Genomic DNA, 16,402 nt, shown 5'->3' with positions numbered 1-16,402 from the left:
TCAGCGGCCCGTCTCATTTGAAGAGAGATCATGCTTCGCCCCCTTCTGCGCTGGCTGCCCCAGATTCTGCTGCTGTGTCTGCTTGCCCTGCTGCTGGGCTGGCTGGGGCACAACGTGCTGGAGCACATGCGGGAGCGCGGCATCCGTGCTGGCTTCGACTTCCTGCTCGATCCGGCCGGCTTCGAAATCGGCGAAGGGCTACTGGCGTATGACGCCAGCCAGCCGATGTGGCGCGCCTTTCTCACCGGCAGCCTGAATACTCTGCGCGTAGCCCTGCCCGCAATCCTCCTGGCAACCTTGCTTGGTATCCTGATCGGGCTGGGGCGGCTCGCAGAGCATCCGCTGCCACGTCGGCTGTGCGGCGCACTGGTTGAAACCCTGCGCAATATCCCACTGCTGCTGCAATTGCTGATCTGCTACTTCGCCCTGACCGGTTTGCTGCCGGAAGCCAGCAACGCCTTGGCGCCTTTCCCCGGCGTGCTGATCAGCAAGGGCGGCCTGTTCCTGCCGGCATTAGATTGCAGCGCAGCCTGCTCACTGGATGTGCCTCTAGCTGAAGGCTTCGGCATCAGCGGTGGCTGGTCACTGAGCCCCGAGTTCCTCGCCGTCTTGATCGCACTGAGCCTTTACAGCGCGGTGTTCATTGCCGAAATCGTGCGCGGCGGGATCCAGTCCGTCGCCCAGGGCCAGATCGATGCAGCACGCGCGCTGGGCATGCGGCCGCTGCAGGTGCTGCGCGAAGTGGTGTTCCCGCTGGCCTTGCGCGCGATCGTGCCGCCAATGGGCAACCAGTATCTGAATCTGATCAAGAACTCTTCGCTAGCGGTGGCGGTGGGCTATCCGGAACTGGTGTCGGTCGCCAACACTTCACTGAACCAGACTGGCCGCGCCTTCGAGTGCATCGTGATCGTGATGGCGGTGTATCTGACGCTCTCGCTTATCACCGCAGCACTGGTCAATCTGTATAACGCCCGCGTTGCCCTGCGAGGAACGCGATGATCCGCCAGCCACGCAAACGGACGATTCTCTGGATTCTGCTGGGGGCCGCCCTGCTCTGGCCACTCCTCAGCTGGGGGCTTGTGCATGCAATCTGGAGTGCCGACCTGGAAGCCTGCCGCGCGGCGCGTGGTATCGGTGCCTGCTGGGGAGTCATTGTTGAAAAGCATCGCCTACTGCTGTTTGGCCGCTACCCCTTCGAAGAACAATGGCGACCCTTGCTGGCCACCCTGCTGATCATCGCAGTGCTCGGCGCTGCCTGCTGGCGCCAGCTGTGGCAATTGCGCTTCGCCACGCTGGCAGGCCTGATCCTGCTTTTGGCAGTCGCCCTGATGCGGGGCGATATCGGCGGACTGAGCCCGGTGCCGACCAAGCTGTGGGGGGGCTTGCCACTGACCCTGCTGGTCTCGCTGGGCGGCACCCTGCTGGCCTTCCCGCTGGCTGTGCTACTCGCATTGGGGCGGCGCTCATCCCTGCCGCTGCTGCGCAGCCTGTGTGTGGCTTATATCGAGCTGATCCGCGGCGTACCGCTGATCAGCCTGCTGTTCATGGCCGCCTTCCTGTTTCCCCTGTTACTGCCAGCTGCGTGGCGGCTGGACATCCTGCCGCGGGTGATCGTGAGTATCGCGGCCTTCGCAGCAGCCTATCTGGCCGAGGTGATCCGCGGTGGCCTGCAGGCCATTCCTGCAGGGCAATTACTGGCCGCCCGCGCACTGGGCATGCGCACCTGGCAGGCCCTGTTATGGATCGTACTGCCACAGGCCCTGCGCAAAGCCCTGCCGGCCCTGATCAACAGCTTCGTGGGAATATTCAAGGACAGCTCGCTGATCTCCATCGTGAGCCTGCACGAACTCACCGGCGCGCTCTCGCTGGCACTCGGCGGTGATGCCGACTGGCGCAGTTTCTATCTCGAAGGCTATCTCTTCATCGCCTTCATCTACTGGGCCTTCTGCTTTGCGCTGTCGCGCGTCGGCAAACGGCTGGAAACTGCCCGCTAGCGGCAGTCAGGAGACGGAAATCGGCAGAATTGCGTGAGCGCAGCTCAGCACGCCACGCGTCGCCCCTCAGCAAATACGGCCAGTTCACCCACCGGCAGGGGCTGCCAGAGCTCGTCCGTGAGCGGTCGGGTGGCGACGATGATCATGCGATCGTCCTGCTCGTTGTGGCGGGAAAAATCGATACCCAGCGGGCAATCGAGCAGATGTGCCCGGCCAAAGGGATAGGCCCGCTGCAGATAGTGCAACTCGGTACTGCGGTGGGTGAACAGCCATTCGCCGTTGGACAGCACGAAATTGAAGCTGCCAGCCGCAGCGATCAGGCGCGCCAGTTCGGCCAGGGTCTGGCTCAGTTGCGCCAGCCCCGGCGCCTGGCGGCCGAAACGGCTGAACAGGCCATCCAGCAACAGGCAGAAGGCGTGTTCGCTGTCGGTCTGGCCGCAGGGCGTGAAGCAGACCGGCGCCGGCAGCTTGCTGACATCCAGATTGCCGTTGTGGGCGAAGGACCATTCCTGCCCCCACAAGTGGCGCAGGAAGGGGTGGCAGTTGGTGGCACTGATGCTGCCCTGAGTCGCCTTGCGGATATGCGCGATGACGTTACGCGAGCGGCCGGAATAGAGCTGGATCCACTCGGCCAGCGGTGAGCGGGCAGACGGCAGTTCATCAATCAGCAACTGGCAGCGGCGATCCTCATACAGGGCGATGCCCCAGCCATCTGCGTGCTCGTCCGTTTCGCCCCCACGACGCAGGAAGCCCTCGAGCGAAAAACTCAGGCGGGCAGGCTTCAGCGAATTCATACCGAGTAACTGGCACATGTGAGGAGTAACGGCACTAAGGCCTGATGCGTTGACCGGATTCTGCATGCAGTTTTTGAGCATGCTCAGACATCTTCCGCATAAGCAAATGCCGTGCGCAGGCAGCACGATCGATCCGGACACATAAGATTCACTTTTATTGCATCTTTTAAAAGATTCACATAAAGTGCCTCTTATAAACACCCGTCCTCACCTTCTGGAGAATCCGGACATGAAATCGTCACGCAAGCTGTGGCAATGGCTGGCAGCAATCTTCTTGCTGTCGTTTGCCGTGCTGGGCTGGATCGGCCATGAGATCTACCTCTCGGCCCCGCCCATTCCGACCCGCGTCGTCGCCAGCGACGGCAGCGTGGTCTTCGAGGAGGGCCAAGTCATGCACGGCCAGGAGGCCTGGCTGTCGGCCGGCGGCCAGCAACTCGGCTCGGTCTGGGGCCACGGCAGCTATGTGGCGCCGGACTGGTCGGCCGACTGGCTGCACCGCGAGGCTATTGGCCTGCGTGAAGCGCTCGCACAGAAAGCCTTCCAGCAAAGCTACGCGACGCTGGCGAGCGATCAGCAAGCGCTGATCGGCGCCCGCGTGAAGAGCGAGCTGCGCAGCAATACCTGGGATGCCGCCAGCGGCACAGTCACCCTGAGCGTGGAGCGCGCCAAAGTGGTGCGCGAACTGGTGCAGCACTACACTGGCCTGTTCGGCAGTGACACGTCGCTCGACGTGCTGCGTGAGCAGTACGCGATGGTCAAGGACACCCTCAAGGATCCCGCAGACCTGAAGGCCCTGCCGGCCTTCTTCTTCTGGTCGGCCTGGTCTTCGGCCACCGACCGCCCGGGCGAGAAGGACCTCTCCTACACCAGCAACTGGCCGCACGAACCGCTGATCGACAACGTGCCAACTACCGGCAACGGCATCTGGTCCATCGTTAGCGTGGTGCTGCTGATCGCCGGCGTGGCCTTCATGATTGCCTGGCATTCGGCATCCAAAGAAGAAGACGACCCGACCCCGCCGGCCCATGACCCGCTGTTCGAACTCAAGCCGACGGCCTCGATGCGCGCCACCACCAAATACTTCTATGTGGTGATCGGCTTGATCCTGCTGCAGGTGGTGATGGGCGTGGTCTCAGCCCACTACGCGGTGGAAGGCCAGAGTTTCTTCGGCATCCCGCTGGCCGAAGTGCTGCCCTTCACGGTGAGCCGCACCATCCACACCCAGCTTGGCGTGCTGTGGATCGCTACCGCCTGGCTGGCCACCGGTCTTTACATCTCGCCGGCGCTCTCCGGCCATGAACCGAAGTTCCAGGCGCTCGGGGTGAACGTGCTGTTCTACGCCCTGTTGCTGATCGTGGTCGGCTCGATTGCCTGCGGCTGGATCGGCACCCTGCAACGCCTGGGCACCAACTTCAGCTTCTGGCTCGGTAACCAGGGGCTGGAATACACCAGCATGGGCCGCATCTGGCAGTACGGCCTGTTCTCCGGCCTGATGATCTGGCTGGGCCTGATGGCGCGCGGCCTGTGGCCGGCCCTCAAGAAGCCCTCCGAATCGCGTGGCCTGATCGCCATGGTGTTCCTGTCCGCCACCTGCATCGGCGGCTTCTACGCCAGCTCGCTGATGTGGGGCCAGCACAGCCACTACTCGATGATCGAGTACTGGCGCTGGTGGCTGGTGCACCTGTGGGTGGAAGGCTTCTTCGAGGTGTTCGCCACCGCCGTGATCGCCCTGATCTTCACGCGCCTCGGCCTGATCCGCTCGGCCTCGGCCAACGCCGCGATCGTGATGGAAACCATCGTGTTCCTGTTCGGCGGCATCCTCGGCACCCTGCACCACCTCTACTTCACCGGCACGCCGACCTCGGTGATCGCCATCGGCGCCATCTTCTCGGCACTGGAAGTGGTACCGCTGGCCCTGATCGGCTTCGAAGGCTATCGCAACTATCAGCGCAGCCAGGCCGCGCCGTGGGTGGCGAGCTACCGCTGGATCATCCTGTGCTTCGTCGCCGTCGGCTTCTGGAACTCGGTGGGCGCGGGCCTGCTGGGCTTCTCGATCAACCCGCCGATCTCGCTGTACTACATGCAAGGCCTCAACATGACACCGGCACACGGCCATGCCGCGCTGTTCGGGGTGTACGGCATGCTCGGCATCGGCCTGATGCTGTTCTGCCTGCGGGGCCTGATGCCGCGCGAGAACTGGCAGGATGTGTGGCTCAAGCGCATGTTCTGGATGCTCAATATCGGCCTGGCGATGATGGTCTTCATCTCGCTGGTACCGGCCGGCATCTACCAAGCCTGGGCCAGCGTCAGCGAAGGCCTGTGGTATGCCCGCTCGCCTGAGATCGTGCAGTCCGCCGTGATGCACACCCTGGTGTGGCTGCGTGTGCCGGGCGACATCGTGTTTGCCATCGGCGTGCTATGCCTCGGCGTGTTCGCCTTGCGCCTGCTCGGCAAGCGGCGCCAGCCCGAAGCAGTTGGGCAGGTCCGTACCGCCGAACGCTAAGCTTCAGCCCCCGCCCGCGCCCTCCAGCGCGGGCTTTTTCTTGCACAATCCCGGCATGGACTACCTCACGATCAAGGCCCTGCACATGTGGTGTGCCGGCCTCAGCATCAGCCTCTTCAGCCTGCGCGGCGGCCTGCAGCTGGCGGGCATCGACTGGCGGCGCTGGCGCCTGCTGCGCATCGCCCCGCATGTGGTCGACACGGTGCTGCTGAGTGCGGCGATCTGGCTCGCCACCCTGCTGCAGCAGATTCCCTTCGTGCATGGCTGGATCACCGCCAAGGTGCTGGCGCTCATCGCCTACATCCTGCTCGGCCGCCTGGCCCTCAAGGCCGGCCAGCCGCCCCGGCGCGCAGCGCTGGCTTTCGGCGGCGCGCTGCTCTGCGTGGCCTACATCGTGGCCGTGGCCATCACCCACTCGGCCAGCCTCGGCCTGTTTTGATGCAGCCGCCAAGGGCGTAAGCCTGTATCGTTCGCAGCAGGAAAAGATCGTCGCCCGCCATGAAACTCACCACCTTCACCGATTACACCCTGCGCGTGCTGATGTACCTCGCGCTGAATCAGGACCGCCTCGCCACCATTCAGGGCATCGCCGAAGCCTATGGCATCTCGGAAAGCCACCTGATGAAAGTGGTGCAGCATCTAGCCAAGACCGGCGTGATCGAAGCCCTGCGTGGCAAGGGCGGCGGCATCCGCCTGGCCTTGCCGGCGAGCGAGATCCGCATCGGCCGGGTTGTACGCGAAGCCGAGGGCGACGGCCCGATCGTGGAATGCTTCAGCGCCAACGACACTTGTCGGATCACTCCGAACTGCAAGCTGGCCGGTGCCCTGCGCCGCGCGTTTGACGCGCTCTACACCACGCTGGATGAATACACCCTGGCCGATCTCACCCAGCAGCCAGCCGCGCTGGTACAAATCCTGAAGATCGTGCGCAGCTGACGCTGCTGTCGCAAATCCTGCAGGGTTTTGTCACCAAGCCCCCACACAAACGCTCCCACCTCTTAATTTATCCCTTTTAAATCATGCGGATAAGTTCTGGCACCGTGCTTGCTGAATACAGTCAAGGCAACCAAAGGGGCTGGGCATGGGCCGCAGGATCATCATCAACGACACCACACTGCGCGACGGTGAGCAAACCGCCGGCGTAGCCTTCAGCGCCGCCGAGAAGCTGGATATCGCCCGCCAGCTCGACGCGCTGGGCGTGCCGGAGATGGAGGTTGGCATCCCGGCCATGGGCGAAGCCGAGCGTGACTGCATTCGCGCCATCGCCGAGCTGGGTCTGCAAGCCCGGCTGATGGTGTGGGCCCGCCTGAATGAACGTGACATCTCCGCCTGCGCCGGTCTCGGCGCGCAGCTGATCGACATCTCGGCACCCTCTTCCGACCAGCACCTGGCCAGCAAGCTGGGGCGCCCGCGCAGCTGGTTGCTCTCCGAGATCCATCGCCTGGTGCATTTCGCCCGCGACCTTGGCCTGGAAGTGAGTATCGGCATGGAGGACGCTTCACGGGCCGACCCCGCCTTTCTCGCCCAGATTGCCGAGGTAGCGGCCCGGGCGGGCGCGCGTCGCCTGCGCTTTGCCGACACCCTGGGCATCATGGAGCCCTTCGGCGTGGAGCGCGCCATCAAGGCCTTGCGCAAGACGACCCGGCTCGAAATCGAGATGCATGCTCATAACGATCTGGGCATGGCCACGGCCAACACCCTGGCGGCAGCACGCGCCGGTGCCAGCCATCTGAACACCACGGTCGGCGGGCTTGGAGAGCGGGCCGGCAATGCGGCGCTGGAAGAAGTCGTGCTCGGTTTGCGTCAGTGTTACAAGCTCGAAACCGGCGTTGAACTGTGCAATTTTCCGGTACTCGCCCAGTGCGTAGCCAAGGCTTCGGGGCGACCGATTCCGGCACAGAAAAGCCTGACCGGGTCGAACGTGTTCACGCATGAAGCAGGCATCCATGTTGATGGCCTGCTCAAGGACCCGCACAACTACCAAGGTTTCGATCCGGCCATCGTCGGGCGGGAGCATCGCGTGGTGCTGGGCAAACACTCCGGCACCCGTGCCGTGAAGTCGGTCTTCGCCGCCCTCGGGCGCCAACTCGGCGATCTGGAGGCACACCTGCTGCTGGAGATGGTGCGGCGTTTCGTCGCCCTCGAAAAACGTACCCCGGACGAATCCGAACTGATGCTGCTCTTCAAGGGCCTGCATCAGGAATGCTGCTGACAGAGAGAGGTCATCATGAGCACCGAGCACCCTGACTTTACAGACGATCTGGCCGAGCTCGAATCGGCCGAGGACTTCCTCACCTACTTCGGCATTGCATTTGATCCCAAGGTTGTAAGGATCAATCACCTGCACATCCTGCAGCGCTTTCACAACTATCTGAACGGGGCCGGCAAGGCGCCGGAATACGAAACCTGGAAACATCTGCTGGCTCGCGCCTATCAGGACTTCGTTCATTCCGATGCGCTCACCGAAGGAGTCTTCAGCGTTTTCAAACGTGCTCGCGGCATCCAGACCGTGGCGATCACCGCCATTGGCAGGAGGCAGCCATGAGACCGCGCTGGGAGCTTGGCGAAAGCCTGCGCGTGACGCGCAATGTGCGCGACGACGGCACCTTTCCCGGCGCCACCCGCGGCGAGCTGCTGGTGCGCCGCGGCAGCATCGGCACGGTGGTCGACATCGGCAGCTTTCTGATGGATCAGGTGATCTACTCACTGCACTTTCTTGAGCAGAACCGCATAGTCGGTTGCCGCGAAGAAGAGCTGCTCGGCTTGGACGAAGCCTGGATCGACACCCGTTTCGAATCGCGCGAACGCGTGCTCAGCGCACGCGATCTGGCCATTGGCGGTGAAGTGCGCGTGCCCGCCGGTGCGCGCGGCGAAATCCTCAAGGTACTCCGCGATCTGCCGGAAGGCCCGGCTTACCACGTGCATTTCGAGTGCTGGGCGGGCCACCCGCTGATCGTGCGCGAAGCTGCGCTTGCCCCCGTTTCAACCTCGTTGCCGGAAGCCTGCTGCAATGTCTGAAATCGCCTCCCCCTCCCCCGTAGTCGCCGCCACTCCAGCGTCCGCCACGCCCGCCAGCCCTGCCGCCTCGGGTTACCTGGCGCTCAAGCAGTCTCAGGCCCTCTTCAAGACCACGCCCGAGCGCCTCGACGCCGAGCAACGCCGCAAGCTCGAGGCCGTCGTCAATCGCCAGCGCGCGATCGAAACGCGCATCCTCGGCAGCCGCCAGGCCACGCACGTCGTGATCAGTCCGGAGGCAGTCACCCACAGCATTGCCGAGATTGCCGCGGGCTTCAGCAATGAGGCCGAATTCGTGTGCGATCTGGCCCGTTTCGGACTCAGCGAACAATCGCTGCGCGCCGAAGTGGAGCGCGAATTGCGCGTCGAAGCCGTGCTGGAAATGGTCTCGGCAAAAGTCGCTCCGGTCAGCAACATGGAAGTGGAGCTCTTCTACCACCTGCACCACGCCCGCTTTGAAACCCCAGAGCGCCGTACCCTGCGCCACATCCTGCTGACCCATGACGACAGCGAGGCGGGCCGCGCCACGAGCCGTCAGCGCATCGAAGTCATCCGCGAACTACTGCTGCGCCATCCGGATCGTTTTGGTGAACAGGCCCTGCGTCACTCCGAATGCCCCACGGCAATGCAGGGTGGCCTGCTCGGCCAGGTGCCGCGAGGCCAGCTGTTCCCAGCGCTGGATGCGGCCGCCTTCACGATGCGTGCCGGCAGCCTGTCGGAAGCGCTGGAATCCCCCATGGGCTTTCACCTGCTGCGCTGCGAAAACATCCAGCCGGCCGGCAAGGTGCCCCTGACCCAGGTACGCGATCGCATCCGCGAGCAGATGCTGATCACCCGCAAGCAGAACAAGCAGCGGGCCTGGGTGTGCCAGATCATGAGCCACGAAGCCCGCGCCTGATCAAGCAGGCCGCCCCGGCGCGGGGCGGAGGTGTGCTTAGCCGCCCACCATGCTCGCCACGCGGATGCTGCGGCTCTCGGGCACCTCGGAGTGAGCAATGACCTTGAGCGAAGGCACGGCACGCCGCAGGAAACGCGCCAGCAGCCAGCGCAGGCTGTTGGGCACCAGCAACACCGCCGGCAGGCCGACTTCTTCCTGACGTTGCGCCGCCGCAGCGGTTTCGCGCATGAGGGTATCGGCCAGGCCGGGTTCGATTGCGCCACCTTCGCCGCCGGAGGCCAGGGCCTGATGCAGCAGACGTTCCAGCCCCGGTTCCAGCGCGATGACCGACACTTCGTTGCTGCCCGGGAAAAGCTGCTGCACGATGGCCCGGCCCAGCGAAGTACGCACCCGGGAGGCGAGCTCCACCGGATCCTGACTGCGCGGAGCATGCTCGGCCAGCGATTCGACGATGGTACGCATGTCGCGGATATTGATGCCTTCTTCCAGCAGGTATTGCAGCACGCGCTGCAGCACATGCAGCGGCAATACCTTGGGCACCAGATCCTCGACCAGCTTGGGCGACTCGCGCTGAATGTGATCCAGCAAGGCCTGGGTTTCCTGGCGCCCAAGCAGGTCTGCCGCATGACTCATGAGCAGGTGGTTGAGATGGGTAGCCACCACGGTGCTGGCGTCCACCACGGTATAGCCCAGGGCATGCGCCTGCTCGCGGCGGGCGTTATCCACCCACACAGCAGGCAGGCCAAAGGCCGGATCGGTCGTGGCGGTGCCGGGCAAGGTGCCGCCCACACGCCCCGGATTGATGGCGAGAAACTGCCCGGGATAGGCCTCTCCCTTGCCGATCTCCACCCCCTTGAGGGTGATCCGGTAAGCGTTCGGCTTGAGTTCCAGGTTGTCGCGGATATGCACCGGCGAAGAGAGAAAACCGATGTCCTGCGCAAACTTCTTGCGCAGGCCGCGAATGCGCTTGAGCAGCTCGCCATCCTGACTCTTGTCCACCATCGGGATCAGGCGATAGCCCACCTCGAGGCCCAGCACGTCCACCGGCGTCACATCGTTCCAGGTCGCATCCAGCGATTCGGGCGCTTGCCCCGGTGTCTGCGCCGGCAGGGGCTGCGCTTCGGCCTCTGCCTCGGCCGCCTGCTTCTTGCCGGTATTCCAGGCCACCGCCGCGAGGCCCGCCGCCAGGGTCAGGAAGATGAAGTTCGGCATGCCCGGGATCATGCCCAGCACGCCGAGGATCGCTGCGGCCAGGATGCTCACATTTACATTGCCGAAGAGCTGGTTGATGAGCAGCCCGCCCACATCGCCTTCATCACCCACGCGGGAGACCACCATGCCAGCGGCCACCGAGATGATCAGGGACGGTAGCTGGGCCACCAGGCCGTCACCGATGGCCAACATCACATACTGGTTGGTCGCGCGATCAAGCTCCATATGGTGCTGCAGCACGCCGACGATCAGCCCGCCAATCACGTTGATGAACAGAATCAGGATGCCGGCCACCGCATCGCCGCGCACGAACTTCGAGGCACCGTCCATGGCACCATAGAAATCCGCTTCCTGGGCCACCTCGATACGCCGCCGCTTGGCTTCCTTGTCGTCAATCAGGCCAGCATTCAGGTCGGCATCGATGGCCATCTGCTTGCCGGGCATCGCGTCCAAGGTGAAGCGTGCCCCCACTTCGGCGATCCGCCCGGCGCCCTTGGTGATTACCACGAAGTTGATCACGGTGAGGATCACAAACACCACTACGCCCACCGCCGTGTTGCCGCCCACCAGGAAGTGACCAAAGGCCTCGATCACCTTGCCTGCCGCGTCCGGGCCGGTATGGCCGTGCAGCAACACCACCCGGGTGGAGGCCACGTTCAGCGACAAGCGCAGCAAGGTGGTGATCAGCAGCACGGTGGGGAAGACCGAGAAATCCAGCGGCTTCTTGGTGTACATCGCCACCAGCAGCACCATCATCGAGATCGCGATGTTGAAGGTGAAAAACACGTCCAGCGCAAACGCCGGCAGCGGCAACACCATCATCGCCAGCATCGCCAGCAGCAGGATCGGCGCAGCCAACTGGCGGATGTTGCTCGGCGCAAAGAGCGTCTTCAAATTGACCGTGTTTGCGTTACTCGCCATGACTCAAACCCTCTTCAATATCGATTCGCACCAGCAGCCTCGGGCGCGGTGGCTGCCCCCGGATCCAGCTCTGGTGGAACATCAAGATCGTGCGGTCGCTCAGGTGGCAAGCCGCCCTGAGCGAGAAAATGATTGAGCTGATACACATAGGCCATCACCTCGGCCACGGCGGTGTACAGCGCGGCCGGCACCTGATCGCCGACCTCGGAATGGCGAAACAGGGCACGCGCAAGAGGCGGAGCTTCGAGCAGTGGCACCTTGTGCTCCTGGGCCAGTTCGCGGATCGCCTGTGCCACCAGATCCGCCCCCTTGGCCACCACGGTGGGGGCCCCCATCGCCCCGGCTTCGTATTTCAGCGCCACGGCATAGTGGGTCGGGTTGGTCACCACCACATCGGCCTTGGGCACCGCCGCCATCATGCGGCGACGCGCCATGTCGCGCTGGCGGGCGCGGATCCGTGCCTTGAGCTGCGGATCGCCTTCCATTTCCTTGTATTCCTGCTTGAGCTCTTCCTTGGTCATCTTGAGCCCCTCGTAGTAACGCCAGAGCTGGAAGGGCACATCAAGCGCCGCCACCAACGCCAGGCTCGCCACGACCCACAACAGGGACATCAGCAGCATGTCGCCGAACATGCTCATGCCAGACTCCAGCGGCATGCTCATCAAAGCAACTATCTCGCCCCGTTGCGACCACAGCACCCAGCAGCCGATGCTGCCGATCAGACCGGACTTGAGCAGCCCTTTCACCAGCTCGGCCACGCCATGCATCGACGCCATGCGCTTGAGGCCGTTAAGAGGATCCAGCCGATTCAGATCCAGCTGAAAAGCCTTGAAGGAGAAAATCAGCCCCCCCATCATCACCGGCGCCGCCACAGCGGCCACCAGCATCACCACAAAAAAAGGCAGCAGTGCCGTAAGCGCATCGATGCTCAGGCGCAAGAGCTGCTCATACATGTACTCGCTATTGAAACTCTGCTCACGACCAAAGCTGAGCCCGCCTCGCATCAATGCCGAGGCATGCGCCACCATCCAGCGGGAAACCACCAGCAAGGTCAGCACAGCCGAAATCATGGTCAGGAAACTGGCTAGCTCACGCGACTGCGGCACCTGCCCATCGGCACGTGCCTGCTCGATGCGCCGGCCTGACGCTGGTTCGGTCTTTTCGAGGTCGCTGCCTTCAGCCATGTCCACTGCCTCTGCGCAATAGAGGCATTATTTGCCGCAACGGCAATCCTTGCCGGGCCGAACAGGGATGAGAAAGCGGGCTTATTCAGGCATTGCTGACCCAAGCGCCGCCACACCCACGGGCAGCAAGGAGGCTCAATGCGCTTTCCGGAGCCTCTTACGCTGGAAGAAAAGTCGCCTGCAGATCCAGGCTGGCTCGATGCCCCACGACCTCGGCGTGCTCTGCCAGCCAGCGCCGGGCATGACTGCGGCCGGCATCACGCAGGCGGTGCAGAAAGGCTTGATTGGCAACGCTCTTGCTCGCTGCGGTGAGCCCGCCGAGCACCGCTTCGGCTTCGATCAGATGGAAACGTGTGCTGCGCAGACGTGCTTCCAACGAGCCGGAAAGCCAACCACTCTCGCTCGCCATCTCGCGCATGGCCGCCAGCAAACGCATTTCACGCATGAAGGCATTGGTGAAAGCCAGTTGCGCAGCGCGCTCCTGGATCTCATCGGCACCGCGCGGGGTGCGCTCGTGATGGAGCGGCGCCAGCATCACGATCAGGATGTCGCGCGAATCACAAAAACGGAACAGCGGAAACACCGCCGGATTAGCCGCATAGGCACCATCCCAGTAGGGCTCGCCATCAATCATGATGGCATGGTGGATGGTTGGCAGGCAGGCCGAGGCCAGCAGCGCATCGGCGCTCAGATCGGCATTCCGGAAAAGCTTCAGATGCCCGCTGTTGGCATGCGTTGCGGCAATGAACAACTTGAAGGGCGACTCGCGGCGCAGACGCTCGAAATCGAATTGAGCTTCAACCAGATCCCGCAAGGGATTCAGATCCAGCGGATTGAGCTGGTAGGGCGAGAACCAGCGCGTAAGCTGCAGCATCCAGTTCATGCCGGGCATAGGGGTGGTCGGGTCGATGATCGGCGGCACCACCTCACGGGGCCCGCTCAATGCCACTCCCTCCCAGAAATTACTCAGCGCCTCACGTGCGCCCTCCGCACCACCGAGCAGCCAGCCGTGCGCCAAAGCCACCGCATTCATGGCTCCGGCGCTGGTGCCGCTGATGCCCTCGAAGCCGAAGCGGCCGTCTTCCAGCAAGGCATCCAGCACACCCCAGGTAAAGGCCCCGTGGGCACCACCGCCTTGCAAGGCAAGATTGAGGGAGAACGGGCTCGGGCTGACCTTGGCAAACATGTGCGCAATCCGGGTGTGCAACAGCCTGCAGTGTGCCGCAGGCATGTTGCAATGCACACTGTTCAGGCCGCTTTTTTCCGCAGGTCAGGCAGGAAGACTGTCAGCAGTCCCAACAAGGGCAGGAAGGCGCAGACCTGATAGACGAACTCGATGCCGCGCAGATCCGCCAGCATGCCCAACAACGCAGCACCGATGGCTCCCATGCCAAAGGAAAAGCCAAAGAACAGGCCCGCCACCAGCCCCACCCGGCCCGGCAACAATTCCTGCGCATAAACGATGATCGCCGAGAAAGCCGAAGCCAGGATCAAGCCGATGATGAAGCTCAGAACGGTGGTCGCAGTGAGCCCCACATGCGGCAGGATCAGGGTGAACGGCGCCACGCCGAGGATCGAGAACCAGATCACCCGCTTGCGACCGATGCGATCACCCAGCGGCCCACCAATCACGGTCCCTGCAGCCACCGCAAACAGGAAAACAAAGAGGTGCAACTGGGCCGATTGCGCGCCGAGCCCGAACTTCTCCATCAGATAGAAAGTGAAGTAGCTCGACAGGCTGGCGAGATAAAAATACTTTGAAAAGATCAGGCTCAGCAGGACTGCAACAGAGCCCACCACCCTGCCACGCGACAGGCCCGTTTCGGCCGCCCCCTGGCGAATCCTGGCTTTCAGCGCCCCTTGCGCCTGTTGATGCGCATACCACTGCCCCACCTTCCACAGCAACGTGATCGCCAGCAAGGCAGCCAGCGCAAACCAGGCCACACTACCCTGCCCGTTCGGAATCACGATCAGCGCCGCCAGCAAAGGACCCAGCGCCGTGCCGGCATTACCGCCGACCTGGAACACGGACTGTGCCATCCCCAGACGGCCGCCCGAGGCCATGCGCGCCACCCGCGAAGACTCAGGATGGAAGATCGAGGAACCGGTGCCGACCATCGCGGCTGCGATCAGCAAGGCCGGATAAGTCGTGGCCGTGGCCAGCAAGAGCAGCCCCACCAGCGTACTGCACATGCCGAACATCAGCGAGTAAGGCTTGGGATGGCGATCGGTGTACAGCCCGACCAGTGGCTGCAACAAGGAAGCGGTGGCCTGGAAAGTGAAGGTGATCAGGCCGATCTGCCCGAAACTCAGATTGAAACCGCCCTTGAGCAGGGGATACAGCGCCAGGATCAGCGACTGCATCATGTCATTGAGGAAATGCGAGGCGCTGATCGCGCCCAGCACACGGAACGAGGTTGTCTGCCCTGCTGACTGCGCGCTCAAATCACGTCTCCCTGTGGAATGGATGCCACCTGCCTCTACGCAGGGCTTGCGAAAGAATATAGGTGAGGGTGAAAATTCCGTCTAACCACAAAAAGCCAGAATATGTCGCAAAACAGCCACAACATCATTTTGCGCCTGCCCAGCTACCAGACACTCCCACGGCCTGTCGTTGCCCGCATAGGTGATCGCCTTCCCGGCTCGCTGACCCCGTGGCACAGCCATCGCTGGTGGCAGCTGACCTGGGCCATGAGTGGCGTACTGGCCATCGAAACGCAAGATGGCAGTTTCATGGCCCCACCAGAACGGATGATCTGGATTCCGCCAGGCATCGAGCATCAAGCCACCAACGCTCCGCTCACCGAAATGCGCAATCTGTATGTGGATCACAGCCTGATGGAATGGGCCGGGCCACACTGCCGGGTAGTGCGCATCACGCCCCTGGTGCGGGAGCTGATGCTGGCCGTGACGACGCTGCCGGAAGATTACGAGCCGTCCGGCGAAGCCGAACGACTGATCCAGGTCCTCGTCGATCAGCTCAAGCACCTGCCCGAAGTGGCCTTCAATCTGCCGATGCCGACCGATCCGCGCCTGCGCCGGATCTGCAGCGAACTACAGAACCGGCCCGACGACACCCGGACCATGGCAGCCTGGGGCGAACGGGTCGGCCTCTCCGAGCGCAGTCTGGCCCGGCTTTTCGTGCATCAGAGCGGCATGAGTTTCGGCGACTGGCGCCAGCGCCTGCGTCTGCTCTTAGCACTGAACGGACTGGAGCGCGGCGAACGCGTCACACGCGTGGCGCTGGATGCCGGCTACGCCTCACCTTCGGCCTTCATCGCAGCCTTCCGGCGAAACTTCGGACTAACGCCAACCGAGATGTTCAAGCCACAAGGGGCTTGAAACCCCTCGCACGGCTGCCGAATTCAGGCCGGAAACAAAACCTCGGTAAAACCGAAGCGGGTGAAGTCCTGTACCCGCATCGGATACAGGGTGCCATCCAGATGGTCGCACTCATGCTGCACCACGCGGGCATGAAAACCCTCCACCTCGCGAAGAATCGGCGTGCCGAACTGATCGAAGCCGCTATAGCGCAAGCGCACATGGCGCGGCACCATGCCACGCAATCCCGGCACCGAGAGGCAACCCTCCCAGCCTTCTTCCAGCTCATCGCCGATGAATTCCAGCACCGGATTGACGAGCACCGTGAGCGGCACGGCCGGGGCTTCCGGATAGCGCTCACTGGCCTCGAAACCGAAAATCACCACCCGCAGATCTACTCCGATCTGCGGTGCGGCGAGGCCCACACCACCCGCTTCGCGCATGGTGTCGAACATGTCAGCGATCAACGTGTGCAGCTCCGGCGTGTCGAAAGCCTCCACCTCTTGCGCATGGCGCAACAGGCGTTCATCCCCCATCCGCAGGATCTCGCGAATCATTGG

General features: G+C 63.2%; 16 protein-coding genes. 10 read left to right on the top strand and 6 right to left on the bottom strand.

All coding sequences use genetic code 11. The features are described from left to right. The first annotated feature begins 30 nt into the window (after nt 1-30). Both Q3Y64_RS02640 and Q3Y64_RS02635 read left to right on the top strand, forming a co-directional pair. Nucleotides 31-999 (top strand): amino acid ABC transporter permease, encoded by a 969-nt coding sequence (locus tag Q3Y64_RS02640; RefSeq protein WP_303559989.1) that lies wholly within the window; start codon nt 31-33, stop codon nt 997-999. Then, nucleotides 996-1,994 carry an amino acid ABC transporter permease gene (locus tag Q3Y64_RS02635; protein WP_303559987.1) on the top strand — a complete coding sequence of 333 codons (999 nt, stop codon included), beginning with the start codon at nt 996-998 and terminating at the stop codon, nt 1,992-1,994. The genes Q3Y64_RS02640 and Q3Y64_RS02635 overlap by 4 nt, the downstream gene beginning before the upstream one ends. Nucleotides 1,995-2,038: 44 nt before the next feature. On the opposite strand, the gene Q3Y64_RS02630 is transcribed toward Q3Y64_RS02635, so the two are convergent. After that, complete coding sequence (locus tag Q3Y64_RS02630) at nt 2,039-2,806, bottom strand: class II glutamine amidotransferase (protein ID WP_303559985.1); 768 nt, start codon at nt 2,804-2,806, stop codon at nt 2,039-2,041. Nucleotides 2,807-3,017: 211 nt separating this feature from the next. Here Q3Y64_RS02630 and Q3Y64_RS02625 point away from each other — a divergent pair, with 211 nt between their 5' ends. The 7 genes from Q3Y64_RS02625 to nifM all read left to right on the top strand — a co-directional run bounded on the left by Q3Y64_RS02625 (nt 3,018) and on the right by nifM (nt 9,204). Then, a complete protein-coding gene (locus tag Q3Y64_RS02625) occupies nt 3,018-5,291 on the top strand; it encodes a nitric-oxide reductase large subunit (protein WP_303559984.1) in 2,274 nt (757 codons plus the stop codon). A gap of 55 nt (nt 5,292-5,346) precedes the next feature. Next, nucleotides 5,347-5,730 (top strand): SirB2 family protein, encoded by a 384-nt coding sequence (locus tag Q3Y64_RS02620; protein ID WP_303559982.1) that lies wholly within the window; start codon nt 5,347-5,349, stop codon nt 5,728-5,730. A gap of 59 nt (nt 5,731-5,789) precedes the next feature. Next, a complete protein-coding gene (locus Q3Y64_RS02615; RefSeq protein ID WP_303559979.1) occupies nt 5,790-6,227 on the top strand; it encodes an Rrf2 family transcriptional regulator in 438 nt (145 codons plus the stop codon). Between the two features lie 145 nt (nt 6,228-6,372). Beyond that, nucleotides 6,373-7,503 (top strand): homocitrate synthase, encoded by a 1,131-nt coding sequence (gene nifV, locus Q3Y64_RS02610; protein ID WP_101942716.1) that lies wholly within the window; start codon nt 6,373-6,375, stop codon nt 7,501-7,503. Between the two features lie 15 nt (nt 7,504-7,518). Then, complete coding sequence (nifW, locus tag Q3Y64_RS02605; RefSeq protein ID WP_303559976.1) at nt 7,519-7,836, top strand: nitrogenase-stabilizing/protective protein NifW; 318 nt, start codon at nt 7,519-7,521, stop codon at nt 7,834-7,836. Further along, on the top strand, nt 7,833-8,309 hold the full coding sequence (locus Q3Y64_RS02600) for a nitrogen fixation protein NifZ (protein WP_303559974.1): 477 nt from the start codon (nt 7,833-7,835) through the stop codon (nt 8,307-8,309). The genes nifW and Q3Y64_RS02600 overlap by 4 nt, the downstream gene beginning before the upstream one ends. Further along, nucleotides 8,302-9,204, top strand: coding sequence for a nitrogen fixation protein NifM (nifM, locus tag Q3Y64_RS02595; RefSeq protein ID WP_101942713.1), 903 nt, complete (start codon nt 8,302-8,304; stop codon nt 9,202-9,204). Before Q3Y64_RS02600 ends, nifM begins: the two co-directional genes overlap by 8 nt. A gap of 36 nt (nt 9,205-9,240) precedes the next feature. Here nifM and flhA read toward each other — a convergent pair whose 3' ends face one another. From flhA to Q3Y64_RS02575, 4 genes are all read right to left on the bottom strand, one after another. After that, nucleotides 9,241-11,337, bottom strand: coding sequence for a flagellar biosynthesis protein FlhA (gene flhA, locus Q3Y64_RS02590; RefSeq protein ID WP_101942712.1), 2,097 nt, complete (start codon nt 11,335-11,337; stop codon nt 9,241-9,243). A 14-nt stretch (nt 11,338-11,351) separates the two neighbouring features. Further along, nucleotides 11,352-12,521 carry a flagellar biosynthesis protein FlhB gene (gene flhB / locus Q3Y64_RS02585; protein ID WP_101942711.1) on the bottom strand — a complete coding sequence of 390 codons (1,170 nt, stop codon included), beginning with the start codon at nt 12,519-12,521 and terminating at the stop codon, nt 11,352-11,354. A gap of 157 nt (nt 12,522-12,678) precedes the next feature. Further along, entirely contained in the window at nt 12,679-13,707 is a 1,029-nt protein-coding gene (locus Q3Y64_RS02580; RefSeq protein WP_303559969.1) for a patatin-like phospholipase family protein, read from the bottom strand. A gap of 62 nt (nt 13,708-13,769) precedes the next feature. Further along, entirely contained in the window at nt 13,770-14,966 is a 1,197-nt protein-coding gene (locus Q3Y64_RS02575; protein ID WP_303559967.1) for an MFS transporter, read from the bottom strand. Nucleotides 14,967-15,068: 102 nt separating this feature from the next. On the opposite strand from Q3Y64_RS02575, the gene Q3Y64_RS02570 reads away from it, so the two are divergent. After that, nucleotides 15,069-15,863: a helix-turn-helix domain-containing protein gene (locus tag Q3Y64_RS02570; protein WP_303559965.1), complete on the top strand. Its 795-nt coding sequence runs from the start codon at nt 15,069-15,071 to the stop codon at nt 15,861-15,863. Between the two features lie 23 nt (nt 15,864-15,886). Here Q3Y64_RS02570 and def read toward each other — a convergent pair whose 3' ends face one another. Further along, nucleotides 15,887-16,399, bottom strand: coding sequence for a peptide deformylase (gene def, locus Q3Y64_RS02565; protein ID WP_303559963.1), 513 nt, complete (start codon nt 16,397-16,399; stop codon nt 15,887-15,889). Nucleotides 16,400-16,402 lie beyond the last annotated feature (3 nt).

Origin of the sequence: Uliginosibacterium sp. 31-12, assembly GCF_030548425.1 — a bacterium.
Taxonomy (GTDB): domain Bacteria; phylum Pseudomonadota; class Gammaproteobacteria; order Burkholderiales; family Rhodocyclaceae; genus Uliginosibacterium; species Uliginosibacterium aquaticum.
Note: the sequence above shows the minus strand (reverse complement) of the source record. Positions and strands in the feature narration are given on the sequence as shown.

What these genes read in the sequence shown, in the direction of transcription:
- Q3Y64_RS02640 (WP_303559989.1), top strand. Translation starts at nt 31, where the DNA reads ATGCTTCGCCCCCTTCTGCGCTGGCTGCCCCAGATTCTGCTGCTGTGT.
- Q3Y64_RS02635 (WP_303559987.1), top strand. Translation starts at nt 996, where the DNA reads ATGATCCGCCAGCCACGCAAACGGACGATTCTCTGGATTCTGCTGGGG.
- Q3Y64_RS02630 (WP_303559985.1), bottom strand. Translation starts at nt 2,806, where the DNA reads ATGTGCCAGTTACTCGGTATGAATTCGCTGAAGCCTGCCCGCCTGAGT.
- Q3Y64_RS02625 (WP_303559984.1), top strand. Translation starts at nt 3,018, where the DNA reads ATGAAATCGTCACGCAAGCTGTGGCAATGGCTGGCAGCAATCTTCTTG.
- Q3Y64_RS02620 (WP_303559982.1), top strand. Translation starts at nt 5,347, where the DNA reads ATGGACTACCTCACGATCAAGGCCCTGCACATGTGGTGTGCCGGCCTC.
- Q3Y64_RS02615 (WP_303559979.1), top strand. Translation starts at nt 5,790, where the DNA reads ATGAAACTCACCACCTTCACCGATTACACCCTGCGCGTGCTGATGTAC.
- nifV (WP_101942716.1), top strand. Translation starts at nt 6,373, where the DNA reads ATGGGCCGCAGGATCATCATCAACGACACCACACTGCGCGACGGTGAG.
- nifW (WP_303559976.1), top strand. Translation starts at nt 7,519, where the DNA reads ATGAGCACCGAGCACCCTGACTTTACAGACGATCTGGCCGAGCTCGAA.
- Q3Y64_RS02600 (WP_303559974.1), top strand. Translation starts at nt 7,833, where the DNA reads ATGAGACCGCGCTGGGAGCTTGGCGAAAGCCTGCGCGTGACGCGCAAT.
- nifM (WP_101942713.1), top strand. Translation starts at nt 8,302, where the DNA reads ATGTCTGAAATCGCCTCCCCCTCCCCCGTAGTCGCCGCCACTCCAGCG.
- flhA (WP_101942712.1), bottom strand. Translation starts at nt 11,337, where the DNA reads ATGGCGAGTAACGCAAACACGGTCAATTTGAAGACGCTCTTTGCGCCG.
- flhB (WP_101942711.1), bottom strand. Translation starts at nt 12,521, where the DNA reads ATGGCTGAAGGCAGCGACCTCGAAAAGACCGAACCAGCGTCAGGCCGG.
- Q3Y64_RS02580 (WP_303559969.1), bottom strand. Translation starts at nt 13,707, where the DNA reads ATGTTTGCCAAGGTCAGCCCGAGCCCGTTCTCCCTCAATCTTGCCTTG.
- Q3Y64_RS02570 (WP_303559965.1), top strand. Translation starts at nt 15,069, where the DNA reads ATGTCGCAAAACAGCCACAACATCATTTTGCGCCTGCCCAGCTACCAG.
- def (WP_303559963.1), bottom strand. Translation starts at nt 16,399, where the DNA reads ATGATTCGCGAGATCCTGCGGATGGGGGATGAACGCCTGTTGCGCCAT.